Here is a 25,022-nt window from a genome sequence, read left to right on the forward strand (position 1 = left end):
CGGGCCGCCGGGCCGCCGGGCCGCCGGGCCGCCGGGCCGCCGGGCCGCCGGGCCGCCGGGCCGCCGGGCCGCCGGGCCGCCGGGCCGCCGGGCCGGGCCGGGTCGTCGCCGGGCCGGGTCGTCGCCGGGCCGGGCCGTCGGCCCGCCGGGCTGTGTCACCGCCAGCCCTGCCGGCGAGCCAGCCAGTCGAGCAGCTGTTCACCGCTCCACCGCTGGTGGGCGGGCAGGTGCGGCGAGGCTGTCGGCGGTGCCGCGGCGGCACCGGTGAGGTAGTAGCCGGCCAGCGCGGCAAGGGTCGCGTCCAGTGCGTCCGGGGGTGCACCCACCGTCGCCGGGTGCGTGGCGAAGAGCCGGTCGGCGTCCAGCCCGCTGGCGTACGCGGTGAGCAGCAGGCCGGCCAGGTCGAACCAGGCTGGCCCGGAGCAGACCCAGGTCCAGTCGCAGAACCAGGCCCGGCCGTGCGCGTCGATCAGCACGTTGTCGACCCGCAGGTCACCGTGGACCAGGCCGGTCGCCGCATCGGCGTAGCGGGGAAGGAGGGACTCCAGCGCCACCAACTCGGGCAGCCGGCCTCGGACCGGGGGCGGCAGTGCGGGGGTCGGTTCGCGACCGGCGGCGACCTCCTCCCACCAGAGGATGTCCGACCGGGCCAGGTCGGCCAGGCGCGGCAGGCCGAGTGCTGTCAACTCGGCCGGCGGGTCGGCCAGGGCGGCGGCGACCTCGGCGTACGCGGAGAGGGTCGCGTCCAACTCGGCGGGCACCCAGGGCAGGTGCGGGGTGTGGCCGTCGACGGCGTCGGTGCAGAGCACGAACCAGCCCGCCGCCGACAGGGTCCACCGGGGGCGGGGCGCCGGCAGGCCGGCCGGCAGCCGGTCCAGGATCGCGGCCTCTCGGGCGTACCAGTCGACCAGATGCGGTTGCTCGGCGGCGGGTGCCGCCTTCACGAAGGCCCGGCCGCCGTCGGCGGTGTCGAGCACCGCGGCGAAGCCGCGGGTGAAGCCCGCGCCCGCCACCCGGGCGGTGACCACCGGTGCGCCCAGCCGGTTCGCGACCGCGGCCCGCAGCGCCGTCGGGAGCGTCGGCCACGACGGGCGCAGCGCACTCGCGTGGTACGGCGGCAGCGAGGAAGGGGACACCCCACCATGCTGCCCCGGGGTACGTGCGCGACGCACGGCGACACTGCCAGACTGCCAAGCCATGAGGACCGAGGACTTCTGGCAGTTGATCGACGAGGCTCGGGCCGGTGGTGGGGGAGAGCCCGGGCCGGTCGCCGCCCGGGCCGTCGCGCTGCTCGCCGCGCGCGATCCGGAGGACATCATCGGGTACGCGCGGCACCAGACGCGGGTGTTGGCCGCCTCGCACAAGGCGGATCTGTGGGGCGCGGCGTACCTGATCAACGGTGGCGCCTCGGCCGACGGCTTCGAGCACTTCCGGGGGTGGCTGATGACCCAGGGGCGGGCGGTCTTCGCCCGGGCGGTCGCCGAACCGGACTCTCTGGCCGAGTTGCCCCAGGTGCGGGCGGCCTCGCTCAGCGGTGAGGAGTTCTCCGCCGAGCGGATGCTGTCGGTGCCCTGGGACGCGTACCGCAAGGCCACCGCGACCGAACTGCCGGCGGACCGCGACCCGGTGCGGATGCCGGACCTCAACGACTTCTGGGACTTCGACGACGAGGAGGAGGCCCGTCGTCGGCTGCCCCGGCTGGCAGCGCTCTTCGTCGAGCCACCGCTGGAGTGAGGGGTTCTCAGGTCGATCCATCGCCCGCGCAGCGGACCTACCCCGGCGGCGTGGGAACATAGAGGGGGTCGGCGGCGCGCCGGCCTGTTCACGTCAGCCGACCAGAACGGACCGCTGTGCCACCGAAGCTCGATCCCGGCGCGAACGCCCCTGGTGCCACCGACCCCGGTCGCATCCGGAACTTCGGCATCATCGCCCACATCGACCACGGGAAGTCGACCCTGGCCGACCGGATGTTGCAGCTCACCGGCGTGGTCGACCCCCGGCAGATGCGCGCCCAGTACCTGGACCGGATGGACATCGAGCGCGAGCGCGGCATCACCATCAAGAGCCAGGCCGTCCGCATGCCGTGGACGATCCGGGACGGCGAGCGGGCCGGCGAGCACGCGGTGCTCAACATGATCGACACCCCGGGGCACGTCGACTTCACCTACGAGGTGTCCCGGTCGCTGGCCGCCTGCGAGGGCGCCGTCCTGCTCGTCGACGCCGCGCAGGGCATCGAGGCGCAGACCCTGGCCAACCTCTACCTGGCCCTGGAGAACGACCTGCGCATCATCCCGGTGCTCAACAAGATCGACCTGCCGGCCGCCCAGCCGGAGAAGTACGCCGAGGAGCTGGCCCACCTGATCGGCGGCGACCCCGCCGACTGCATCCGCGTCTCCGGCAAGACCGGCGAGGGTGTGCCGCACCTGCTCGACGAGATCGTCCGGCAGTTCATCCCGCCGGTCGGCGACGCCGCGGCGCCCGCCCGGGCGATGATCTTCGATTCGGTGTACGACGTCTACCGCGGCGTCGTCACGTACGTCCGGGTCATCGACGGCCGGATCAGCGCCCGGGACCGGATCAAGATGATGTCCACCGGGGCCGTGCACGAGCTGCTGGAGATCGGCGTCATCTCACCCGAGATGGTCAAGGCCGAGGCGCTCGGCGTCGGTGAGGTCGGCTACCTGATCACCGGTGTGAAGGACGTCCGGCAGTCCCGCGTCGGTGACACCGTCACCATCAACAGCCGGCCGGCGGCCGAGGCGCTGGGTGGCTACAAGGACCCGAAGCCGATGGTCTACTCGGGCCTCTACCCGATCGACGGGTCCGACTACCCGAACCTGCGCGAGGCACTGGACAAGCTCAAGCTCAACGACGCCGCCCTGGACTACGAGCCGGAGACCTCCGGCGCGCTCGGCTTCGGTTTCCGCTGCGGCTTCCTCGGCCTGCTCCACCTGGAGATCATCCGGGAGCGGCTGGAACGCGAGTACAACCTCGACCTGATCTCCACCGCGCCCAACGTCGTCTACCGGGCCATCACCGACGACGGCGCGGAGATCGTCGTGACCAACCCGAGCGAGTACCCCACCGGCAAGATCGCCGAGGTGTACGAGCCGGTGGTCCGGGCCACCGTACTGACGCCCAACGACTATGTGGGCGCGGTCATGGAACTCTGCCAGGGTCGACGCGGCACCCTGCTCGGCATGGACTACCTGTCCGCCGACCGGGTGGAGCTGCGCTACACGCTGCCCCTCGCGGAGATCATCTACGATTTCTTCGACCAGTTGAAGAGCCGCACCAAGGGCTACGCCTCGCTCGACTACGAGCCCTCCGGCGAGCAGGCGTCCGACCTGGTGAAGGTGGACATCCTGCTGCACGGCGAGCCGGTGGACGCGTTCAGCGCCATCGTGCACAAGGACAAGGCGTACAACTACGGCGTCACCATCGCCGCCAAGCTGCGTACGCTCATCCCGCGCCAGCAGTTCGAGGTGCCCATCCAGGCGGCAATCGGCAGCCGGGTCATCGCCCGGGAGACCATCCGGGCGATCCGCAAGGACGTGCTCGCCAAGTGCTACGGCGGTGACATCAGCCGTAAGCGCAAGCTGCTGGAGAAGCAGAAGGAAGGCAAGAAGCGGATGAAGATGGTCGGCCGCGTCGAGGTGCCGCAGGAGGCCTTCATCGCCGCCCTCTCCTCCGACTCCGGCGACGGCAAGGCCGCCGGAAAGAAGTAACGCCCCCGCGCGCGTCCCGCTCCCGCGCTCGATGCCGGCGTGGGCCATGATCTACCCAGTTACGGGGAAACTGCTGTCTCGACCTCGGTTGAGGCAGCAGTTTCTCCGTAGTTGCGCGGATCTTGGCTGTCCCGGGTGCTCCGGTCGGGTTGGGTGGCGCGGCGGCCGGAGGGCTCCGGGCCGGCCGCCCGTACCAGGGGCGCAGGCATGTCTTCTCGCCCGTTCCGCCTCCTGGTCCGGTCCGTCCATCGGCTCGTCCTGGTTGCCGGTCGGGTGCCTCCGTTCGGCGGCGCGATCGCCTGCTACGGAAAATTTTCTGGCGCTGCCGTGCGGTGCACGGGTCGACGAGATGGGCTTCTACCTGTGTGGACGCGCTGCCGCGTCAACCGACGCACCAGTGAGGCATCGACGAACGGCGTTCTTCTTCGCGGTGAGTCGGTTTGGGCTTTCGGCGGGTCGGGCACTTAGCGGTCACGACAGGAAGCACACATCGTGTGTCGAACATTCTTTGAAGGAGGGCGACCGTGGAGTTCACCGTCTGGGGCATCATCACTGCGATCGTTGTTGGTCTCATCGTCGGCGCGCTCGGCCGCCTGGTCGTTCCGGGCCGGCAGAACATGCCGATCTGGCTGCACCTGCTGATCGGTATCGGCGCGGCCCTGCTCGGCACCGTGCTCGCGCGGGCCGTTGGCATCGCGACCGAGACGAGCGGCATCGACTGGGGCGAGTTGCTGGTGCAGGTCGTGGTTGCCGCGATCGCGGTCGCCCTGGTGGCTGGCGTTGGTGGCCGCCGCCGAGTGACCCGGTAACACCTACCAGTTCCCGTACCACCACCCCACCTCCGATGGGCGCCCGACCGACAGGTCGGGCGCCCATCGACGTTCTTCCCGCTGGCGCGTTCACCGTCTGTCTGTAGTTGGACGTATCGGAGGGCATGGCGAGGCGTCACCTCCGTCCAGGGCCGCCTCGAGGCCGTTCAGCCGCAGCACGCTCGCGCCACGCAGATGCGCCAGGTCCGAACTGCCGTCGCCCGGGTATCTGAGAAATGCCACCTGCTCGATCCATTCCAGGCGGGTTCCATCCGTCTCGGCGTCGAGCTGGACGGTGACCAGCGAGGTCCATCGCAGTTCGCCGTCGACGACGGCCTCGTAGCCGTAGACGAGCTGGTGGGTGCCCGCGATGTCGATGTATCGCGACCGGTACTCCAGCTCTTCGGGCGCGGTGTCCATCCCGGTGTAGGTGCTGCGCGCCGTCTCGCCGCCGCCCACCCGGAAGTCGTGCTCGTAGGAAGCCTCGCTGCCGGGAAGCCGGAACCACCGCCGCCTGATCGCGGTGTCGGCGAACGCGGTGAAGACCTCGCCGGGCGGCACGTCGAGGTGCCGCGAGATCGAGAAGGTGTCGTGCCGGGCCATGTTGTCCTCCCGTTGTCACGGCCGCGAAGGCGCGGCCGCACGTCGGTTACGATCAGTAAGAAACGTGCGTCCGCCGGTTTTAGTCCGGCTCTCCCGTACGCACTTTGAAGTCAGCTACTGACGCGTGGGAAACAGAGAACCGTGACAAGCTTCCGTGGTACCGAACTCGCGCAGCGCGGGGTCGCGCCGGACTGCGTCCAGACGATCGAGCTCGTCCGCGATGTGCTGGCGCGGGCGGGCGACAAGTGGACGCTGTTGACCATCACGGTCCTGGCATCCGGCCCGCTGCGCTTCACCGCGCTGCACGAGCAGGTCGCCGGCATCTCCCAGCGGATGCTCAGCCAGACACTGCGCGCCCTCACCCGCGACGGGTTGGTGACCAGAACCGCATACCCGGAAGTACCCCCGAGAGTGGAATACGCCCTGACGCCGCTCGGCCGCTCACTGAGCGAGGCCGTGGACGGACTCGTGCACTGGGTCCGTAGCCACCAAGGAGACATCGCCCGCAACCGCGACGAGTTCGACCAGACACCAGCCGCGAAGACAGCCACCCCGCCCCACGCGTAGCAGCGCCCTATCGGGGCGTCGTGATCCACTCCGTTTTCAGGAAAGCGGGCTGTCCCGCCGGGCTTGATGCCGCGGTATCAAGGAACTCGTGTCGATCATCGTGTGCCCCGGCCTGGCTCGGCCTGGCCTGGCGTGGTCTGGTCCGGTGGGGGCGGGTGGCTGGATGACCGGGGTCGGTGGAACGTGTTCTTGTCGGCCAGGTCGTGATCGTTTGGTGGCTGGAGTCGGTTTGGATTTTCCACGGGGCGGGCACTTAGCGGTCACGACAGGAAGCACACACCTCGTGTGACAGACATTCTTTTGAAGGAGGGTGGCCGTGGAGCTCACCGTCTGGGGCATCATCACTGCGATCGTTGTTGGTCTCATCGTCGGCGCGCTCGGCCGCCTGGTCGTTCCGGGCCGGCAGAACATGCCGATCTGGCTGCACCTGCTGATCGGTATCGGCGCGGCCCTGCTCGGCACCGTGCTCGCGCGGGCCGTTGGCATCGCGACCGAGACGAGCGGCATCGACTGGGCCGAGTTGCTGGTGCAGGTGGTGGTTGCCGCGATCGCGGTCGCGCTGGTGGCCGGTGTGGGTGGCCGCCGCCGCGTCACCCGATAACGACCTGGCATCACCTGGCGAGGCAGTACCACCGCAGGACAGCACGACGGAAAGAGCGCCCGGCCTTGAGCCGGGCGCTCTTTCGTGGCATCTGCCCGGCTTTGGCCCCATGGTGGAGCGTTGTTCGTCCGGCCTGTGCGATACGGTCGCGACGCTTTGACCGGTCCCGCCCACTGTCGTAAAAGAATTCTCCGTACTAGGGTGCGGCGGAGAAGGTTAGTTCCAGGCGGCGCGAGGGGAGAAGTGGCGTGAACAGGTGGAAGCGGTTGGCCCCGGTCACCGCCATGGTGGCCTCGGCCGCGATGGTGCTGACCGGCTGCGGGGGTTCCGGTGAGGACGCGGCCGACGACAGCAAGCTCACGGTCTGGATGATGGGCGAGGGCGGCGACGCGCAGAACACCTTCCTCGATTCCGTCGAGACCGAGTTCCGCCAGAAGCACCCCGACACCGACGTGGTGGTGCAGTACATTCCCTGGCTAGAGGCGCCCAAGAAGTTCCAGGCCGCGCTCGCCGGGGGAGAGGGCCCGGACATCACCGAGCTGGGTAACACCGAGACCCAGGGCTGGGCTGCCCAGGAGGCGCTCGCCGACGTGAGTGGTCGGATGGGCGGCTGGGCCGACGGCAAGGATCTGCTGCCGGACCTGGTGCGCAACGCGCAGCTCGACGGCAAGCAGTACGGCGTGCCGTGGTACGCGGGTGTGCGCGCCATCTACTACCGCACCGACTGGTTCGCCGAGGCCGGCGTGCAGCCCCCGAAGACCTGGGACGAGCTGGTCACTGTGGCCAAGGCCGTGCAGGCGAAGAAGAAGGGCACCTACGGCATCGCGCTGCCGGGCAACTCCGAGCTGCCGTTCTACTCCTTCCTCTGGGGTGCCGGCGGCGAGATCGCCAGCAACCAGGGCGGCACCTGGAAGTCCGGCTACACCACGCCGGAGGCGCAGCGGGCCGTCAAGTTCTGGACCGACCTGGTGACAGTGCACAAGGTCGCCCCGCCGGCGGCGGCGGGTTGGAACGAGATCGACGCGCGCACGCAGTTCGCCACCGGCAAGGCCGCGATGGCCTTCGCCGGTAGCTGGCAGCAGGGCGCCATCAAGAAGGACAACCCCGAGATCGAGAAGGTCTGGGGTACGTTCCCGATCCCCGGCCCGGACGGCAAGGCGGCCCCCGGTTTCGCGGGCGGTTCGGATGTGGCGATCTGGAAGGACAGCGAGCGGCAGGACCTGGCCTGGGACTACCTGACAGTGCTGCTGAACAAGAAGAACGCGCAGAGTTTCGCGAGCAGCCTCGGCTTCTTCCCGGTCTACCAGGATCTGGTCTCCAGCGACGCGTACGCCAAGGACAAGGTGATGGCGGCGTTCGCCACCACCATGCGGAACACCAAGCTCACGCCGCTCACCCCGAAGTGGGTGGAGGTCAGCCGGACCAAGACGGTGACCCAGGCGATGAACAGCTCGGTCATGAAGGGTCAGAAGACGGTCGAGAAGGCTACCGCCGACGCGGCCGGTGAGATGGAAAGCATCCTCAACGCCAAGTGACCACGCTGACCGAGGTGCCGGAGGCGGCCGCCGCGCGGGAGACCCCCGCGCGGCGGCGTCGCCGGGTGGACCGCCTGCCCTACCTGCTGCTCCTGCCCGCCCTGCTGATCATCGGGGTGCTGCTGCTCTGGCCGCTCGGCCAGGTGGTGGTGATGTCCTTCTACCGGCTGAACTCCGTGCGGCAACTGCGCGGCGATCGGGAGTGGCCGTGGGTGGGGCTCGGCAACTACGCCGACATCCTCTCCGATCCGTTCTTCCTGACCGTGCTGCGCAACACGGTCCTGTTCGCCGCGGCCAACGTGCTGCTCACGATGGTCCTCGGCACGCTTGTCGGGCTGCTGCTCAACCGGCTCGGCCGCAAGATGGCGACATTCGTGGCCAGTTGCGTGATGCTCGCCTGGGCCACGCCGGCGCTGACCGGCACCATCGTCTGGAAGTGGATCTTCGACGACACGAGCGGCCTCGTCACGTGGCTGTTCAACGCGCTGCCGGACGGGCTCTCCAGCAGCCTCTTCGGTCGGAGCGACTGGACCGGCTACGGCTGGTTCAACTCGCCACTGCTCTTCTTCGCCATCCTCACCCTGGTGGTGGTCTGGCACTCGTTCCCGTTCATCGCGGTGAGCGTGTTGGCCGGCCTCAAGAGCGTGCCGAGCGAGCTGCACGAGGCGGCCCGGGTGGACGGCGCCAGCCCCTGGCGGGTCTTCTGGAAGATCACCTTCCCGTTGCTGCGCCCGGTCTTCGGGATCCTGATCGTGCTCTCCACCATCTGGGACTTCAAGGTGTTCACCCAGCAGTTCGTGCTGGCCGGCGGCACCCAGGACCGCCCGACGTTCATGCTCGCCATCTACTCGTATGCCGAAGCCTTCTCCCCGCCGCCGAAGTACGGACTCGGCGCGGCCATCGCGGTGATCCTCACGCTGATCCTGCTCGTGGTCACCGGCTTCTACGTACGGATGGTGCTCAGGCAGGAGGACGAGTCGTGAAGAAGGTCGCCCTCAACGCCGCCGGGCTGCTTGTCGCGCTCTTCGCGGCGTTCCCGGTCTACTGGATGATCTCCACCTCGCTGAAGCCGAGCAACGAGATCTTCTCGGCCACCCCGCAGCCGGTGCCGACCCACCCGACGTTGGCGCACTACCGGGAGATCCTGACCGGCAACCTGATCCCCGGCGTCAGCTTCCTCGACTTCTTCCTCAACAGCGCGCTGGTCGCCGTCTCCACAGTGGTGCTCAGCGGCCTGGTGGCACTGCTCGCCGCGACCGCGGTGGCCCGGTTCCGGTTCCGGCTGCGGACCAGCTTCCTGATCATGCTGCTGGTGGTGCAGATGATCCCGCTGGAGGCGCTTGTCATCCCGCTGTTCCTGATGATCCAGCGGCTGGGGCTCTACAACACCCTGCCCAGCCTGATCCTCACGTACCTCGGTTTCTCGCTGCCGTTCGCGGTCTGGATGCTGCGCGGCTTCGTCGCCGCGGTGCCCAAGGAATTGGAGGAGGCGGCGGCCATCGACGGCGCCAGCCGGGTCCAGACCTTCCGCCGGGTCCTCTTTCCGCTTGTCGCGCCCGGCCTGGTGGCCACCAGCATCTTCTCCTTCATCACGGCGTGGAACGAGCTGATCTTCGCGTTGACGTTCATCAACGACCAGGGCAGCTACACGCTGCCGGTGGCGATGACGTTCTTCTTCGGCCGGGACGACACCAACTGGGGGCCGGTGATGGCCGCGTCCACCCTGTTCACCCTGCCGGTCATCATCTTCTTCCTGCTGGTGCAGCGCCGGATGGTCTCCGGTCTGGTGGCCGGCGCCGTCAAGGGCTGACCATGGCCCGCCTCGGCACGACCGCCCTTGTGAAGCAGGCCTTAGGCTGACCGTCATGACGGGCAGGGTGGCAGCGGTGAACATCGGCGTGGTGACCGAGGCGGAGTGGGCCGGCGACCCGAGCGGTCGCAGCGGCATCGACAAGCGGCCGGTGGATGGCCCGGTGTCGCTGCTCACCGAGGGTGTGGCAGGTGACTTCATCGGCGAGCGGGCCGTGCACGGCGGGCCGGACAAGGCCGTCTACGCGTACGCCGAGGAGGACGCCGCGTGGTGGGCGGCCGAGATCGGCCGGTCCATCCGTCCGGGCGGCTTCGGTGAGAATCTGACCACCTACGCGGTCGATGTGACAGGCGCGGTCGTCGGCGAGCAGTGGGCCGTCGGCACGGCGTTGCTCCAGGTGACGGTACCGCGCACCCCGTGCACGACGTTCGCCGGTTTCTGGGGTGTGCCCGACCTGATTCGGCGCTTCACCGTCCGCGCCACGCCGGGGGCGTACCTGCGGGTGCTGCGCGAAGGTGAGGTGGGCGCCGGCGACCCGGTCGAGGTGGTGGAACGACCCGCGCACGGGGTCACCATCGGCGAGGTGTTCCGGGCGATGACCATGGAGCCGGAGTTGCTGCCCCGGCTGCTCGACGCGGAGGACCTGCCGGACAAGCTCCGGGACAAAGTCCGACGCCGCCTCGCCCCCCGCGGCTGACCGCGGGCTGCGACGCCCCGCGCCCCGGTCCGGGCCGCACGGCCCCCGCGCCCCCGGTCCGGGCCGCGATGGTCGACGGGCAGGCCACCGGGTTCGGCCCGAAGACCCGGATGACGGGGTCGACAGCGGGCCGCTGCCCGTATCGTCCCCACCGGGGGTGTGCGGCGGGGGGTCGGGTGGTGCGTGATGTCGATGGCAACGGACGGCGGTGCCGCCGCGGCGGCACCAACCGACCCGGGCCTGCGGCGTCCGGCGTTCCTGGAGCTCTTCTTCGACCTCGTGTACGTCTTCGCCCTGGCCACCTTGGCGACAATGCTGGCCGAGGATCTGACCTGGACCGGCCTCGCCGAGACGCTGGTGCTCCTGCTCGCGTTCACGATGATCTGGGCGTTGACCGTGTGGACGGCCGACACCATCGACCTGACCCGCCCGTCCGGGCAGGCGCATCTCATCGGGGTGGCGGCGGCCAGCCTGCTGTTGGCGGCGGCCGCGGCCGACGCGTACGGCGATCACGCGCTGCTCTTCGCGATCACCTACCTGGTCATCCCCCTCAGCACCACCGCCTACTACGTCATTGTCGTCTCGGGCCGGACCGTGCCGCGTTCGACGATCCGGATCCAGGCCTGGAAGTCCATCGCCGGCGTCGGCTGGATCGCCGGGGCGCTCGTCGGCGGTTCGGGTCAGTTGCCGATCTGGGCGCTCGTGATCGTCGTCGAGTACGCCGCGGGTGCTCTCGGTTGGCCGCTGCCCGGGATCGGCCGCTCACGGCCGAGTGACTGGCGGCTTGTCGACGCGCGGGTGGCCGAGCGTTACCGGCAGTTCGTCATCATCGCGCTCGGTGTGTCGATCTTCGTGACCGGGATGACCTTCAGCATGAGCGAGTACACGCTGGAGCGCGGCGGGGCGCTGCTCGTGGTGTTCGGCACTGTGGTGTTGATGTGGCGGATCTACATCTACCGTGCCGGTGAGCTGCTGACCGACGCGATCGCCCGGTCGACGAACCCGGCGCTGCTCACCCAGTCCGCCGCGGTCACCCATCTGATCATGGTGGCGGGAATCTCCGGCGCGGCGGTCACCAGTCAACTGGTGGTGGACCGCCCGTGGGGCGAGACTCCGCCGTCGTGGGCCGCGGTCATCCTCGGCGGCCCCGCGTTGTACCTGCTCGGGCGGGGCGTACTCGATTTCACGGTCTTCGGACGGATCTCGCGGTCCCGACTGGCCGGCGTGGTGCTGCTGGCGTGTCTGGCGCCGGCCGCGCCCCTGCTGCCACCGGTTATGGTCGCGCTGCTCGCCACGACGGTGCTGGCGCTGATCGCCGTGGCGAACCTGGTCAGCACCCGGCGACACGCCCGTACGCCGGCACCGCCGATGCTGCACTGACACCCCTCATCGTGCCGGTGCGGCGGCCTCGACCGGTTCGCGACGTGCCGCCAGCGCCTCCCCGAGCAGGGTGAGCAGCAGCACCAGGTTCGCCACCACCAGGACGGTCAGCGGCGGCAGCCGGATCATGGAGGGCGCGGCCAGGGCGCACAGCAGCACGATCGCCAGCGCCAGGATCGCCAGCACCCGGGACCAGAGGACCCGGGCGGTCACCACGGCATCGAACAGCACGCTGCCGAGCAGGAACAGGACCGGTCCGCCGAGGATGGCCACCATCAGCTCCACCGACGTGCGACCGAACGGCCTGTCGATGACCAGCGCGGTGCTTGTCGAGACCAGCACCACCCCGGCCACCATGACCAGATGGGTGTACGAGGTGGAGGTGCCGGGGCGGACCCGCTCCACCGTCGCGACGCTCGGTGGCGCCAGGATCCGCCGGACGCGCTGGAAGTAGAGCTGGAACAGCAGGACCGCGCTGACGAACGCGACAGCGCAGGTGGTCACCTGACCGGCGGTGAACCCGCTGCCGGCCAGCCCTCTGCCGGTGCTCAGGATCAGCTCGCCGAGCGCGACGATGAAGATCGCCCGGTGCCGCTCGGAGAGGTGCATTCCGGTGAAGATCTGGCTGGCCAGCTCGGTACGCCCCAGCCTCGGCGTCGGCCAGCCGATCCGTGCCGAGCCGAGGTCGACAGCCACCGCGAGCGACCAGAGCACCAGTCGGGCCGTCTCGTCCACGAACGCCCCGGCCACCCAGGGCGTCACAGTGACGCCGAACCAGAAGAAGACCCTGATGCTCCGCGCCTGGATGGGCCGGTTCACCCGGGTGCCGGGGATCAGGACGGCGTCCCGGACCAGGTGGATGCCGAAGTACGCGGCGACGAACAGCCACCCGTACCGGCCGAAGGCGTACGGTGTCGCGATCGCCATCAGCAGGGTGCCGAGCATGACCAGCAGGACTGTCGCCTGGATGATCGGCAGTCGGGGGTCGAACAGGTCGGTGAGCCACGCCGTGAGCACCCAGACCCACCAGGCGGCGAGCAGGAGGACTGCGGTCTGCGCCGCACCCCGGACGGTGAGGTTCTCGGCCAGGCTGGTGGCGAGCCGGGACAGCATGAAGATGTAGACCAGGTCGAAGAAGAGTTCCAGGAAGGTCGGATATTCCGGCTCGCCGCGGCGGCGGAGGATCCGGGGGAGCGGAGCGGACGTCACTGCGGCTGCCCTCCTGTGCGACCCGCACCCGGGCGAGAGCCGTCCCCGACCTCGCGTACCCGTCAGGCTACCGACAGTGCGGTGCCGGGTGGCCCGGACGCGGATACGCGACGGCCCCCCGCCAGCGTTGGCAGGGGGCCGTTGGTCACGCGGGTGATCAGCGGAGCCAGGGGATGTTCCGGTCGAGCAGGCCGCGCTCCTTGAGCTCCTTGCGCAGCGGGATCTCGTCGTCGACGTACCCGTCCCAGTTGATGCCCCAGTAGTTGGCGGTGTGGGTGCCCTCACCGATCAGCTGGCGCTGCACGGGCGTGCGGTTGCGGTACCACTCGCCGTTCAGGTCCGGGTGCAGCTCGTCGAGCGGGCGGATCCACCGGTAGGTGTAGCCGACGAAGAGCATCTTGCGGGTGATCGTGGACAGGTTCGTCGAGCGCGAGTGCCACTGCCGACGGTCGAAGATGAAGGCGTCGCCCGGGTTGGCGGTGATCTCTACAGTGCCCTCCGGGTCCGGGTTCTGCACGGTGAGGTCCGCCGGCCGGGGCAGCGAGTTCTTCAGGTGGCTGCCCGGGATGACCTTGGTGGCGCCGCGGCCGGTCTCGGAGAGGTCGGACAGCACGTACGCGACCTTCAGCGAGAACATCGGGCGGGGCAGGTTCGGGTCCATCGTCTCCGGGTCGGAGTTCTGCCGGTACCCGTCCTGGTGCCAACCCCAGTACGGCTTCTCCGGCTCGGCGGCCGGCGGGGTGACGTCCAGGTGGTTGTGGTGGGTGTAGATGTTCCAGCCGGCCAGCCCCCACATGTACGGGAAGGCGATCGGGTGGGTGAGCAGCTCGCCGAAGAGCTCGTCGCGCTCCAGGAAGCCCAGCAGGTGCAGGGTGCCGTCCTTCTTGGTGGTGCCCTTGGCCTGCTCCTCCGCGTAGACGCGGTCGACAGCCGCCTCCAGCGCCGCCCGGTGGTCCTCCGTCAGGACGTTTCGCAGCAGGAGGAAGCCCTGCTCGTGGAACTCCTTGCGGTCAGTGTCGCTGATCGGTTCGTAACCGGTCCGGTCGCCGTAATCGAACACCGCGTCGTACCCCTCCCCATGAGGTGAAACCTTTTCTGGCACAGGCCGCCGATCGTAACGCGCTGGCCAATGCGTCGGGGAAGGCGTGTTGCGCGAGTGGCCCCGGAGGGAACCCGGTGCAGCGAGAAGGTTGCATACGGTGAGATTTTGGTGATCAATAGGGGGTATTGCAGGGGTTTGTCCGATTGTGCGGTCACTGCCGGTTAAGAGATCCGGCCGATCATCCCTCGTTGAACACCTCGGCCACGACCTGTCCGCCGGAGTTCTGCTGACCGGTCACCCGCCCCCAGGTGCCGTCCCGGGCGGTCCACTCCAAGTCGCCGAAGCGGACGCGCTTCACCCCGTGGTCCTGGGCGTGCGAGACCAGCCAGTGCGCGTACCGCCAGCCGTCGCGCGGATCACCGGTGGTCACCGTCAGCCCGGTCGGGTCGTTCGGGTCGACACCCTTCAGCCCCCAGTCCAGCACGAGGTTGCGGGTGAGCTGCGCGGCCGCCGCCGCCCCGTGCATCACCGGGGTACGCCCCACAGTGCAGGCGACCGCACCGGTGGCGTCGCCCATCAGTGCCCGGCTGAGCACCTCGGAGTCGTCGGCCCACTTCTGGTAGGCCTCGGGGAAGGCCGAGCGCTGCACCCGCTGGGCGGCGTCGGTGACGCGCATCTTCTCCCAGCCGCGCACCTTCTTGAGCGCCGCGTAGAACCGGTTGGCCGCGTAGCGCGGGTCGCGGATCTGTGCCGAGGTGCCCCAGCCCTGACTCGGCCGCTGTTGGAACAGGCCGACCGAGTCGCGGTCGCCGTCGGCGAGGTTGCGCAGCCCGGACTCCTGGTACGCGGTGGCCAGCGCGACCACCACGGCCCGCTCGGGCATTCCGCGCCGTGCGCCGATCGCCGCGATGGTGGCCGCGTTGGCCATCTGGTCGGCGTCCAGGGCCACGCGGCCGTCGGCCTGCACCGTGCACTTGCGTGCCGCCAACGGCAGCCGCAGGCCGCCCCCGACCTGCCTGACGACGAGCCAGATCGCGATCACGGCGACGAGGATGAGGACCACTCCACCCGCATCGGCTGCCCGAGTTCGCACCCACACCCCTTAGATCGACAGGTCTGCCAAGCGTACGTCCCCGTCGGGCCCAACGGGTCGTCCGAGCCGGCTCGGCGGCTCCGTCCCGGTTCGGGGCCGGCTCCGCCGGCGCGTTCCGATCGAGGCATTCCCGCTTCGGGCCCACTCTCACCTGCCCGTATGTCTCTCCCGCACACAGTGGCTCAACGACAATCCGAGGGGTCTGGTGCCGGTTGTCGTTGCCCGGGAGGTGGGTGTCCGCCTGGCCTGTCGTGCGCGTCACCGGCCCGGCCTCGGGGGAAGTGATTGACCGGTCAAGGAGTTACTACGGTTGACATGTCAATCACTTACCCGCCCGGTACGCGGAGCCGACCGAGCCGGGTCACGGAGCAAGGAGGAGTTCCATGGGAACGCTCGACGGCAGGGTTGTGCTCATCACCGGCACCGGCGGCGGTCTGGGACGCGTCGCCGCGCAGATCTTCGCCCGCGAGGGCGCGAAGGTCGTCGGGGCCGACATCCAGGTCGCCGGCAACGACGAGACTGTCGAACTCGTCCGCGGCGCCGGCGGTGAGATGACAGGCATCGCGCCGGTCGACCTCACCGACCCGGAACAGGTGCGCACGTTCGTCGAGGACGCCGCCGCTGTCTACGGCGGGCTCGACGTGGTCTACAACAACGCCGCCGCGCTCCGCTTCGGCCCGATGCCGGACTTCTCCGTCGAGGACTGGCGCTACACCATCACCGGTGAGCTGGACATTCCGTACTTCGTGTCGAAGTTCGCCTGGCCGCACCTGGTCCAGCGCGGCGGTGGCGTCATCATCAACGCCGCGTCCATGGCCGGCCTGATCGCCGGTCACGTGCCCCCGATGGTGGGTCACACCGCCGCCAACGCCGGCGTCATCGGCCTGACGCGTCAGCTCGCGCTCGAAGGCGCGCCGCACGGGATCCGCGCGGTGGCGGTCAGCCCGGGGCCGATCGTCAGCCCCGCGAGCGAGCGCGACCTGGGTGACAACCAGGCGGCTCGGGACGCGATCACGGGCAAGACGCTGCTCAAGCGGTTCGCCCAACCCGAGGAGGTCGCCGAACTCGTGGTGTTCCTCGCCTCCGACCGGGCGTCGTACATCACCGGGGCGAACTACCCGGTCGACGGCGGTGCGACCGCCTGGTGACCCCACCGGAAACCGGGGGCGCCGCCGACCAAGGGCGGCGCCCCCGGCACCCCCGGTCCTACCCGGCATGATCACCGGCACCACCGTCGAGAGCGGCCACCCACCGAGCTGGTCGTTTTTCCCGGAACGCCGCGACCCCCTCGCGCCCCTCGTCGGACAGGAAGTACCCGGTCGACAGGGCGGACAGCCGGGCCAGGTCGGCACGCAGTTCGGCGGTGCCCGGCCGGCGCAACAGCTCCTTCGCGCCGGCCAACGCGCCGGGCGCGCCGCGCACCAGCGAGTCGCGGTAACGCCGCACCGCGTCGTTCAGCCCATCCGCCGGCACCGAGGCCGTGACCAGGCCGATCTCGGCCGCCCGTCGGCCGTCGAAGGTGTCGCCGGTCAGGTACAGCTCGGCGGCGGCGCGCGGGTGCAGTCGGGGCAGCACGGTCGCCGAGATCACCGCCGGGATCACCCCGATCCGGACCTCGGTGAACGCGAACGTCGCCTCGTCGGCGCAGACCGCCAGGTCGGCGGCGGCGATCAGGCCCAGCCCACCGGCCCGCGCCGGCCCGCCCACCCGGGCCAGCACCGGCTTCGGGCACTCCCAGAGCGCCGCGAGCACATCAGCCAGCATGCCGGCCGGCACGGTCCCGCTGGCGTACGCCGCGGCCGTCTCCTTCAGATCCGCCCCCGAGCAGAAGACCGGGCCGGTGTGGTCGAGCACGATCACCCGAACCGCCTCGTCGGCGACCGCGTCCGCCAGCCCGGCCAGCAACTGGGTCATCAGGGCGGTGGAGAGCGCGTTGCGGTTGTGCGGGCTGTCCAGGGTGAGGGTGGTCACCCCACGGGCCGTGGCGACCCGCACGAGGACGTCGGGAGAGGTCATGCCGGGCACACTAGTGGCCATGCCCGGCCTCCTTCCAGATGGTGAGACCGTCCCCGTCGACGGATCGCTGCCCGCCACCGCCACCGCTGCGGTCGGCGCGCGCGGCTTCGGCGTGTACGTGCACGTGCCGTTCTGCGCCAGCCGCTGCGGCTACTGCGACTTCAACACCTACACGGCGGCCGAGCTGGGCGGCGGCGCCAGCCGCGAGGGGTACGCCGACACCGTGCTGGCCGAGCTGGCGCTCGCCGCCCGGGTGCTCGGCGACACCCCGCCGCCCCGGGTCGACACCGTCTTCGTCGGCGGTGGCACACCCACCCTGCTCCCCGCCGACGACCTGGCCCGCATCCTGGACGGCATCGACAGCACCTGGGGGCTGGCCGCCGACGCCGAGGTGACCACCGAGGCCAACCCGGAGTCGGTCACCCCGGAATCGTTGAAGCTGCTGCGGGCCGCCGGCTACACCCGGATCTCGCTGGGCATGCAGTCCGCCTCCCCGGGGGTGCTGGCGATCCTGGACCGCAAACACGGCGCCGGCCGGGCCACCGCCGCCGCCCTGGAGGCGCGCGACGCCGGGTTCGAGCACGTCAACCTGGATCTGATCTACGGCACCCCGGGGGAGCGGCCCGAGGACTTCGCCGCCTCACTGGAGCAGGTGGTGGCCGCCGGGGTGGACCACGTCAGCGCGTACGCGCTGATCGTCGAGGACGGCACCCGGCTCGCCGCCCGGATGCGGCGCGGCGAGCTGGCGTACCCCAGTGACGACGTGGCCGCGGACCGCTACCTGGCCGCGGAGGCTGCCCTCGACGCGGCCGGGCTGTCCTGGTACGAGGTCTCCAACTGGGCCCGCACCGACGACGCCCGGTGCCGGCACAACCTGCTGTACTGGACCGGCGCGGACTGGTGGGGCCTGGGGCCGGGGGCGCACAGCCACGTCGGCGGGGTGCGCTGGTGGAACGTCAAACACCCCTCGGCGTACGCCAAGCGCTTGGCCGCTGGCGCGTCTCCCGGCCTGGCCCGGGAGGTGCTCACGGCCGACGAGACGCACATGGAGGACGTGATGCTGCGGCTGCGGCTCGCCAGCGGCCTGCCGCTGGCGGTGCTCGACGCCACCGGACGGGCCGGCGCCGAGCGGGCCCTGGCCGAGGGCCTGCTGGCCGCCGACGAGTACGCGGCCGGCCGGGCGGTGCTCACCCTGCGTGGGCGACTGCTCGCCGACGCGGTCGTGCGCGACCTGCTGCCTTGAGCGGGCCGCCGCCCCGGGCGTGCGGTGGCAGCGCACCGGACCGGCCGGGGGAGCGGCCGGCCCGGGTCACTTGATGATGTTGGCCGAGAGCGGGTAGCGGTAGAGCTGACCCTCGTTGGCCTTCACGCCGGCGATGATGCCGAACACGGCACCGAGGATGATGGCCGCGCCGACGCCGAGGAAGCCGATCAGGATGCAGGACAGCACCCAGCCGACCAGGCCGACGACCGACCAGATGAGCTGGAAGTTGAGCGCCGCCACGGCGTGCGCCCGGGCCGTGGGGGACTGGTTGCCGCGGGCCAGCAGCGCCACCAGTGGCCCGATCCAGCCGAGCACACCCCCGCTGATGATCATCCCGGCGGCGCCGCCGAAGTGCGCGACAAGCGCCCAGGTCTTGTCCTCGTTGGTGGCGTAGCCGCCACCGGGGCCGCCACCGGTCGGATATCCGCCAGCGGGATAGCCTCCGGGCGGATAGCCTCCGGGCGGCGGATAGCCACCCGCCGGAGGGTAGCCACCCGACGGCGGCTGGTCACCGGTGGGCGGCGGATAGCCACCGGCCGGGGGATAGCCGCCCGGGCCAGAAGCCCCGGACAGTGGTGCGGTGGGTGGCTCGGCCGACGGGTACGAACTCGGCTCCGGCGGATAGTTGCCGGGGTCACCCGCGCCGGGAGGGCGAGGAGGTTCAGTCATGGGTGTCACGGTAGGTGCCCGTGGCAACGCGGCACCAGCGGGGCCACCGTTGATCATCGCGCCGGCGGGTACGCCGACGTAGACTGGCACTCGTTACAGTCGAGTGCCAGGGCGGCTCGGCGGGGCCTACGGCGCCGGCGGCCGACGTGCGACAGGAGGTGCGGAGGATGGGTCTCGACGACCGGAAACTCGCAGTGCTCCGCGCGATCGTCGAGGACTACGTCTCCACCCAGGAGCCGGTCGGCAGCAAGGCGCTTGTCGAGCGGCACCAGCTCGGGGTGTCCCCGGCCACGGTCCGCAACGACATGGCAGTGCTGGAGGAGGAGGGTTACATCCGGCAGCCGCACACGAGTGCCGGCCGGGTGCCCACCGACCGCGGCTACCGGCTCTTCGTCGACCGGTTGTCCCGGGTCAAGCCGCTCAGCCCGGCCGAGCGCCGGGCCATCGAGCGTTTCCTGGTCGGCGCGGTCGACCTCGACGACGTGGTGCACCGCACGGTGCGACTGCTCGCCCAGCTGACCCGGCAGGTGGCCGTCGTGCAGTACCCGAGCCTGGCCCGCTCCTCGGTTCGGCACCTGGAGTTGGTGCCGATCTCCACCACCCGGCTGATGCTCGTCATGATCGCGGACACCGGGCGGGTCGAGCAGCGGCTGGTGGAGCTGCCCGGGCCGGTGCCGGCCGACGACGTGATGGACCTGCGCCGGCTGGTCAACGAGAAGCTCGCCGGCGAGCGGCTGTCCGACACGCCACCGTTGGTGCAGGCGCTCGTCGAGGAGGCGCCGGCCGGGCTGCGCCCGACCATGGCCACGCTCGCCACCGTCCTGCTGGAGACGCTCGTCGAGCGGCACGAGGAACGCATCGCGCTGGCCGGCACCGCCAACCTCACCCGGGGCGGTCTGCTCGACTTCCAGGGTTCCCTGCGACCGATCCTCGAGGCGTTGGAGGAGGAGGTCGTGCTGCTCAAGCTCATCGGCGAGACGGAGCCGAGCACGACCCGTGTGCTGATCGGCGACGAGAACGAGTTCGACAACCTGCGGGCCGCCTCCGTGGTCAGCACCGGCTACGGCCCGGGCACCACCATTCTCGGTGGCCTGGGGGTGCTGGGGCCGACGCGGATGGACTACCCCGGCAACATCGCCACGGTCCGCGCCGTGGCACGCTACGTGGGCGAGTTGCTGGCCCAGAACTGATTGGTCAGGGCCGAAGCGGCCGGCTGCGGCCGCCGACCGGCACAACGCGAGACGAACATGAGGACACGGAACGCAGTGGCCAGGGACTACTACGGCATTCTCGGTGTGAGCCGGGAAGCCTCCGATGACGAGATCAAGCGCGCCTACCGCAAGCTGGCGCGTCAGTTCCACCCGGACGTCAATCCGGACCCGGAGGCTCAGGAGAAGTTCAAGGACATCAACGCCGCGTACGAGGTCCTCTCGGACGACCGGAAGCGGCAGATCGTCGACCTGGGTGGCGACCCGCTCGCCCCGGGTGGCGGCGGCGCCGGCGGGCCGGGCGGTCCGGGTGGTGCCGGCGGCCCGTTCGTCGGTTTCCAGGACATCATGGACGCGTTCTTCGGTGGCGCGGCAGGTGGTGCCCGGGGCCCGCGACCACGGACCCGCCCGGGTGCCGACGCGATCCTGCGACTCGAACTCGACCTGCACGAGACGGCGTTCGGCGTCGAGGCGCCGATCACCGTCGACACCGCGGTGCTCTGCACCACCTGCTCCGGTGCCGGCACGGCCGCCGGCACGCACCTGGCGACCTGCGAGGCGTGCGCTGGCCGCGGTGAGGTGCAGTCGGTGCAGCGCACCTTCCTCGGCCAGGTGGTCTCGGCCCGGCCGTGCACCGTCTGCCAGGGCTACGGCACCACCATCCCGCACCCCTGCCCCACCTGCGCCGGTGACGGCCGGGTGCGCACCCGCCGTTCGCTGACCGTCAAGATCCCGGCCGGCGTCGAGGACGGCATGCGGATCCGGCTGGCCCAGCAGGGCGAGGTCGGTCCGGGTGGCGGCACCGCCGGCGACCTCTACGTGGAGATCCACGAGCGGCCACACGACGTCTACTCCCGCAAGGGCGACGACCTGCACTGCCGCGTCACAGTGCCGATGACCGCCGCCGCGCTGGGCACCCGGCTCACCATCAAGACCCTGGACAGCGAGGAGACGGTCGACGTCAAGGCCGGCACCCAGCCGGCCAGCACGCTGCGACTGCGCGCCCGGGGCGTGCCGCACCTGCGCGGCACCGGCCGAGGTGACCTCTACGTGCACCTGGACGTGCGGACGCCGACCAAGCTCGACCCCGACCAGGAGAAGATGCTGCGCGACTTCGCCAAGACCCGCGGTGAGGAGGTCGCCGAGTTATCCAAGCAGGGCGGCTTCTTCTCCCGGATGCGCGACGCGTTCAACGGGCACGCCTGAGGTGTCCGCGCCGCTGTTCCTGGTGGAGGCGCTGCCCACCGGCGACGCGCTGACCCTGGACGGCCCGGAGGGGCACCACGCCGCCACTGTGCAGCGGCTGCGCGTCGGTGAGGAGCTGCTGCTCGCCGACGGCCGGGGTGGCACGGCCGCCGCCGTGGTCACCGCCGTCGGCCGGGGCAGCCTGGAGGTCAGCATCACCTCCCGGGGGTACGCGGACGCGCCAGTGCCCCGGATCGTCACGGTGCAGGGCATCGCCAAGGGTGACCGGGGTGAGCTGGCCGTGCAGGCGATGACCGAGGTCGGGGTGGACGAGATCGTGCCCTGGGCGGCGTCGCGCTCGGTGACCCAGTGGCGCGGCGACCGGGGCGTACGGGCCCGGGAGAAGTGGGTGGCCACCGCCCGGGAGGCCGCCAAACAGGCCCGCCGCCCGTGGCTGCCGGTGGTGGCCGGTGCGCCGGACGAGTCCACCGCCACCGTCGCCCGCCGCATCGCCGGCGCCGCCACCGGGTTCGTGCTGCACGAGGAGGCCGAGCAGCGGCTGACCACCGCCGAGCTGCCCACCGGGGGCGAGATCGTCCTGGTGGTCGGCCCGGAGGGCGGCATCGCCCCGGCGGAGCTGACCGCGTTTCGCGATGCCGGCGGCCAGCCGGTGCGGCTCGGGCCGTCGGTGCTGCGTACCTCGACGGCCGGAGTGGCGGCGCTCAGCGTGCTCGCGACCCGCCTGAACCGCTGGTAGCGCGGCGCCGCGCATCCTCAGCGAGATCTTGGAACAAAAAGGCCCTTCCAGGGGCGCTTTCCTTCCAAGATCTTGTCGGAACGGAGTCTCAGCTGCGCAGGTAGGAGGCGCCGTTGAGGTCGACGATGGTGCCGGAGGCCCACTCGGCCTGTGGCGAGGCCAACCAGTGCACGGCGGCGGCGATCTCCTCCGGCTGGGCCACCCTGTCGAACGGGCTCTGCGCCCGGATGGCCGCGCCGCTCTCGCCGCGCAGGTGCTCGGTGGTCATGTCGGTCGCCACGAAACCCGGCGCGACGGTCGCGACAGTGATGCCGTACGGCGCGAGCGCCACCGCGAGGGACTGACCCAGCGCGTTCAGCCCCGCCTTGCTGGCGCCGTACGCTGGCTGGTCCGGCTCGCCGCGGAACGCGCCCCGCGACGAGACGTTGACGATCCGACCGCCGCGCTCGCGCATGTGCTGGGCGGCGCACCAGATGGCGTTGCCGGCACCGGTCAGGTTGGTCTCCAGCATCTGCCGCCAGCGCTGCTGCCACTGCTCGTAGGAAGCGCCGAAGATCGGGTGCGGGTCGTCCCGGTCGCCGTACGTGCCGGCGTTGTTGACGAGCACGTCCAGCCCGCCGAGCAACTCGGCGGCCTGGTCGACCATGGCCCGGACCGCGTCCGGGTCGGTGAGATCGGCGCGGACCACCACGTGCCCGGCGCCGGGCAACAGCGCGCGCACCTGCTCGGCCGCGTCGGCGGAGTCGCGGTGGTGGATCGCCACCCGGTCGCCGCCGGCCGCGAACGCTGTCGCCACCGCGCTGCCGATCCCACGCGACGCCCCGGTCACGAGTACCGCTCGATCCGTCATGCCGGCCATCCTGCCCGGTCGCTGTTCGCTGGCGACAGGCCGGTGGCTCATGCTGCGCCGGGGCACCCCAGGCCCTAGTCTCTACACTGCCCCGATGGGATCCGACTGCCTCTTCTGCCGCATCGTCGCCGGGGAGATCCCGGCCACAGTGGTCCGGGAGACCGAGACCACGCTCGCCTTCCGTGACATCGACCCGAAGGCGCCGGTGCACGTCCTGGTCATTCCGAAGGAGCACTACGCCGACGTCGCCACCCTCGCCCAGGGTGACCCGGCGCTGGCCGCGGACGTGCTGGCGACGTCCGCCGCGGTGGCCGAGGACGAGGGCCTGCTCGGCGACGGTTTCCGGCTGATGTTCAACACCGGCGGGTACGGCGGGCAGGAGGTGTTCCACGTGCACGCGCACCTGCTCGGTGGCGCACCGCTCGGCCCGATGCTCGCCCGGAACCTGGCGTGAGCGAGCGCGGCGAGCGAACCAGAAGGCTCAGTGGGGTGCCGCACGCCGGCGCGCGGCGAAGCGGAGCGGGGGCGTGACCCCAGGGGCGGCGCCCGGCTCTCGGGCGGACGAGCACCTGGACCGGCTGGTCCGCAGGGTGCAGGCCGACGCCCGGGTGCCGGCGGTGTCGGCGGCGCTGCACCGGGCCGACCGACCGCTGTGGAGCCGCACCGTCGGCGCGACCGGCACCGACAGCCCGTTGGGACCGGGCACCCAGTTCCGCATCGGCTCGGTCACCAAGACCTTCACCGCGGTGCTGGTCCTCCAGTGCCGCGACGACGGGCTGCTGGACCTGGACGACCCGGTCGGCCGGCACCTGGACCTCCCGGCACACGGCGAGCTGACCGTCCGCCGGTTGTTGTCGCACACCGCCGGCCTGCAACGCGAACCGTTCGGTGACATCTGGGACAGCCTGCGCGCTCCGGACACCGACCAACTGGTGGCCGAGCTGGACCGGGCCGAGCGGGTGCTGCCGACGGCCCGGCGGTTCCACTACTCCAACCTCGGCCTGGCCGTGCTCGGTCACCTTGTCGCCCGGCTGCGCGGCGCGAGCTGGGCGCTGTCGCTCACCGATCGGATCCTGACCCCGCTGGGGCTGACCGACACCACTGTGACCCCTCGGCCGACGGCGGCCACCGGGTTCCTTGTCGACGCGTACTCCGACGAGGCGCACCCGGAGCCGCCCACCGACTTCGGCGCGGTCGGCCCGGCCGCCCAGCTCTGGAGCACCGCTACCGACATGGCGCGCTGGGCGGCGTTCCTCGCCGACCCGGCCGCACTCGACCCTTCCGGCGCGGTCCTCGCACCCAGCACGCTCGACGAGATGCGCTGGCCGCTGACCACCACCGACGAGACGCTCTGGGGCGCGGGCTTCGGGCTCGGGCTGATCCTCGTCCCGCAGGGGGAACGGGTGATGCACGTGGGGCACGACGGGGCGATGCCCGGTTTCCTCGCCGGGGTGTACGGCCGGCGGGGCGGCGACGGCACGGCCGGCGCGATGGGTGCCGCGGTGCTCGGCTCGTCCGGCACGGCGGCCGAGCTGTTCGACCTGCCGCACCTGCTGCTCGCCGCGGCGGTCGAGCACGACCCGGCCGAGATCGAGCCCTGGCGGCCCGGCCCGCCAGCTCCGGCGGACCTGCGGGGAGCGCTCGGCCACTGGTGGGGCGAGGGCTTCGACTACGTCTTCTCCTGGCACGACGGCACCCTGCGGGCGCGTCGGGCCGCCGATCCGGCCGGACGTCCGCCAGCGATCTTCACCCCGTTGCCGGACCAGCCGGACGTGTTCCGCACGGCCTCCGGTCGGGAGGCCGGTGAGCTGCTGCGGCTGACCCGAGACGAGGCCGGCGCGGTGGTCCGGATGCACTGGGCGACGTACCGGTTCACCCGTCACCAGGAGACCTTCGACAGGTACGACTTCCGGGCCGGGCGTTGATCGCGGCCAGCGGAAATGGGCGCGGTGCGGCCCGCGTTGAACGGATACGATGGGTGTAACGTCCGCACGCCGTG

At 71.0% G+C, this 25,022-nt stretch carries 25 protein-coding genes; 17 read left to right on the forward strand and 8 right to left on the reverse strand.

Going from position 1 to position 25,022, the window contains the following annotated elements:
- Positions 1-155 precede the first annotated feature (155 nt).
- Positions 156-1,199, reverse strand: a complete 1,044-nt coding sequence (locus AB0A95_RS32145) for a phosphotransferase (RefSeq protein WP_357559492.1) — start codon at positions 1,197-1,199, stop codon at positions 156-158.
- Between AB0A95_RS32145 and AB0A95_RS32150 the strand changes: the two genes are divergently transcribed.
- From AB0A95_RS32150 to AB0A95_RS32160, 3 genes are all read left to right on the forward strand, one after another.
- Positions 1,198-1,734 (forward strand): DUF4240 domain-containing protein, encoded by a 537-nt coding sequence (locus AB0A95_RS32150; RefSeq protein ID WP_357559493.1) that lies wholly within the window; start codon positions 1,198-1,200, stop codon positions 1,732-1,734. The two genes, AB0A95_RS32145 and AB0A95_RS32150, sit on opposite strands and share 2 nt — an antisense overlap.
- A 116-nt stretch (positions 1,735-1,850) precedes the next feature.
- Positions 1,851-3,728: a translation elongation factor 4 gene (gene lepA / locus AB0A95_RS32155; protein ID WP_357559494.1), complete on the forward strand. Its 1,878-nt coding sequence runs from the start codon at positions 1,851-1,853 to the stop codon at positions 3,726-3,728.
- A gap of 524 nt (positions 3,729-4,252) precedes the next feature.
- On the forward strand, positions 4,253-4,537 hold the full coding sequence (locus AB0A95_RS32160; protein WP_355030869.1) for a GlsB/YeaQ/YmgE family stress response membrane protein: 285 nt from the start codon (positions 4,253-4,255) through the stop codon (positions 4,535-4,537).
- A gap of 90 nt (positions 4,538-4,627) precedes the next feature.
- Here the strand turns inward: AB0A95_RS32160 and AB0A95_RS32165 are convergent, their stop codons facing one another.
- Positions 4,628-5,140 (reverse strand): SRPBCC domain-containing protein, encoded by a 513-nt coding sequence (locus tag AB0A95_RS32165; protein ID WP_357559495.1) that lies wholly within the window; start codon positions 5,138-5,140, stop codon positions 4,628-4,630.
- Positions 5,141-5,281: 141 nt separating this feature from the next.
- Between AB0A95_RS32165 and AB0A95_RS32170 the strand changes: the two genes are divergently transcribed.
- The 7 genes from AB0A95_RS32170 (at position 5,282) to AB0A95_RS32200 (ending at position 11,730) form a co-directional block, all read left to right on the forward strand.
- Complete coding sequence (locus AB0A95_RS32170) at positions 5,282-5,707, forward strand: helix-turn-helix domain-containing protein (protein WP_357559496.1); 426 nt, start codon at positions 5,282-5,284, stop codon at positions 5,705-5,707.
- A gap of 316 nt (positions 5,708-6,023) precedes the next feature.
- Complete coding sequence (locus AB0A95_RS32175; protein WP_355030868.1) at positions 6,024-6,308, forward strand: GlsB/YeaQ/YmgE family stress response membrane protein; 285 nt, start codon at positions 6,024-6,026, stop codon at positions 6,306-6,308.
- A gap of 248 nt (positions 6,309-6,556) precedes the next feature.
- Positions 6,557-7,843 (forward strand): sugar ABC transporter substrate-binding protein, encoded by a 1,287-nt coding sequence (locus AB0A95_RS32180; RefSeq protein WP_357559497.1) that lies wholly within the window; start codon positions 6,557-6,559, stop codon positions 7,841-7,843.
- Positions 7,840-8,826, forward strand: a complete 987-nt coding sequence (locus AB0A95_RS32185) for a sugar ABC transporter permease (RefSeq protein ID WP_357559498.1) — start codon at positions 7,840-7,842, stop codon at positions 8,824-8,826. Before AB0A95_RS32180 ends, AB0A95_RS32185 begins: the two co-directional genes overlap by 4 nt.
- Entirely contained in the window at positions 8,823-9,653 is an 831-nt protein-coding gene (locus AB0A95_RS32190; protein ID WP_357559499.1) for a carbohydrate ABC transporter permease, read from the forward strand. Before AB0A95_RS32185 ends, AB0A95_RS32190 begins: the two co-directional genes overlap by 4 nt.
- 55 nt (positions 9,654-9,708) lie before the next feature.
- Complete coding sequence (locus AB0A95_RS32195; RefSeq protein WP_357559500.1) at positions 9,709-10,350, forward strand: MOSC domain-containing protein; 642 nt, start codon at positions 9,709-9,711, stop codon at positions 10,348-10,350.
- A gap of 186 nt (positions 10,351-10,536) precedes the next feature.
- Entirely contained in the window at positions 10,537-11,730 is a 1,194-nt protein-coding gene (locus AB0A95_RS32200) for a low temperature requirement protein A (RefSeq protein ID WP_357559501.1), read from the forward strand.
- Between the two features lie 6 nt (positions 11,731-11,736).
- On the opposite strand, the gene AB0A95_RS32205 is transcribed toward AB0A95_RS32200, so the two are convergent.
- The 3 genes from AB0A95_RS32205 to AB0A95_RS32215 all read right to left on the reverse strand — a co-directional run bounded on the left by AB0A95_RS32205 (position 11,737) and on the right by AB0A95_RS32215 (position 15,080).
- Entirely contained in the window at positions 11,737-12,939 is a 1,203-nt protein-coding gene (locus AB0A95_RS32205) for a low temperature requirement protein A (RefSeq protein ID WP_357559502.1), read from the reverse strand.
- A 157-nt stretch (positions 12,940-13,096) separates the two neighbouring features.
- Positions 13,097-13,999: a phytanoyl-CoA dioxygenase family protein gene (locus tag AB0A95_RS32210; protein WP_124820442.1), complete on the reverse strand. Its 903-nt coding sequence runs from the start codon at positions 13,997-13,999 to the stop codon at positions 13,097-13,099.
- 220 nt (positions 14,000-14,219) lie between these two features.
- Complete coding sequence (locus AB0A95_RS32215) at positions 14,220-15,080, reverse strand: hypothetical protein (protein WP_357559503.1); 861 nt, start codon at positions 15,078-15,080, stop codon at positions 14,220-14,222.
- A 377-nt stretch (positions 15,081-15,457) separates the two neighbouring features.
- Here AB0A95_RS32215 and AB0A95_RS32220 point away from each other — a divergent pair, with 377 nt between their 5' ends.
- Positions 15,458-16,222, forward strand: coding sequence for an SDR family NAD(P)-dependent oxidoreductase (locus AB0A95_RS32220; protein WP_357559504.1), 765 nt, complete (start codon positions 15,458-15,460; stop codon positions 16,220-16,222).
- Between the two features lie 58 nt (positions 16,223-16,280).
- Here the strand turns inward: AB0A95_RS32220 and AB0A95_RS32225 are convergent, their stop codons facing one another.
- On the reverse strand, positions 16,281-17,090 hold the full coding sequence (locus tag AB0A95_RS32225; RefSeq protein ID WP_357559518.1) for an enoyl-CoA hydratase-related protein: 810 nt from the start codon (positions 17,088-17,090) through the stop codon (positions 16,281-16,283).
- 19 nt (positions 17,091-17,109) lie between these two features.
- On the opposite strand from AB0A95_RS32225, the gene hemW reads away from it, so the two are divergent.
- Positions 17,110-18,333: a radical SAM family heme chaperone HemW gene (hemW, locus tag AB0A95_RS32230; RefSeq protein ID WP_357559505.1), complete on the forward strand. Its 1,224-nt coding sequence runs from the start codon at positions 17,110-17,112 to the stop codon at positions 18,331-18,333.
- 66 nt (positions 18,334-18,399) lie between these two features.
- Here the strand turns inward: hemW and AB0A95_RS32235 are convergent, their stop codons facing one another.
- Positions 18,400-19,080: a DUF4870 domain-containing protein gene (locus AB0A95_RS32235; protein WP_357559520.1), complete on the reverse strand. Its 681-nt coding sequence runs from the start codon at positions 19,078-19,080 to the stop codon at positions 18,400-18,402.
- A gap of 110 nt (positions 19,081-19,190) precedes the next feature.
- Between AB0A95_RS32235 and hrcA the strand changes: the two genes are divergently transcribed.
- From hrcA to AB0A95_RS32250, 3 genes are all read left to right on the forward strand, one after another.
- Positions 19,191-20,213 carry a heat-inducible transcriptional repressor HrcA gene (hrcA, locus tag AB0A95_RS32240; protein WP_357559506.1) on the forward strand — a complete coding sequence of 341 codons (1,023 nt, stop codon included), beginning with the start codon at positions 19,191-19,193 and terminating at the stop codon, positions 20,211-20,213.
- A gap of 75 nt (positions 20,214-20,288) precedes the next feature.
- Complete coding sequence (dnaJ, locus tag AB0A95_RS32245; RefSeq protein ID WP_357559521.1) at positions 20,289-21,437, forward strand: molecular chaperone DnaJ; 1,149 nt, start codon at positions 20,289-20,291, stop codon at positions 21,435-21,437.
- Between the two features lies 1 nt (position 21,438).
- Positions 21,439-22,173: a 16S rRNA (uracil(1498)-N(3))-methyltransferase gene (locus AB0A95_RS32250; protein ID WP_357559507.1), complete on the forward strand. Its 735-nt coding sequence runs from the start codon at positions 21,439-21,441 to the stop codon at positions 22,171-22,173.
- Positions 22,174-22,261: 88 nt separating this feature from the next.
- On the opposite strand, the gene AB0A95_RS32255 is transcribed toward AB0A95_RS32250, so the two are convergent.
- Positions 22,262-23,023 (reverse strand): SDR family oxidoreductase, encoded by a 762-nt coding sequence (locus tag AB0A95_RS32255; protein ID WP_357559508.1) that lies wholly within the window; start codon positions 23,021-23,023, stop codon positions 22,262-22,264.
- 94 nt (positions 23,024-23,117) lie between these two features.
- Here AB0A95_RS32255 and AB0A95_RS32260 point away from each other — a divergent pair, with 94 nt between their 5' ends.
- Entirely contained in the window at positions 23,118-23,477 is a 360-nt protein-coding gene (locus AB0A95_RS32260) for a histidine triad nucleotide-binding protein (protein ID WP_357559509.1), read from the forward strand.
- Positions 23,478-23,550: 73 nt separating this feature from the next.
- Positions 23,551-24,948, forward strand: coding sequence for a serine hydrolase domain-containing protein (locus AB0A95_RS32265; RefSeq protein WP_357559510.1), 1,398 nt, complete (start codon positions 23,551-23,553; stop codon positions 24,946-24,948).
- Positions 24,949-25,022: the final 74 nt, after the last annotated feature.

It is taken from the genome of Micromonospora sp. NPDC049230, assembly GCF_040647875.1.
In the GTDB taxonomy this organism is placed as follows: Bacteria; Actinomycetota; Actinomycetes; order Mycobacteriales; family Micromonosporaceae; genus Micromonospora.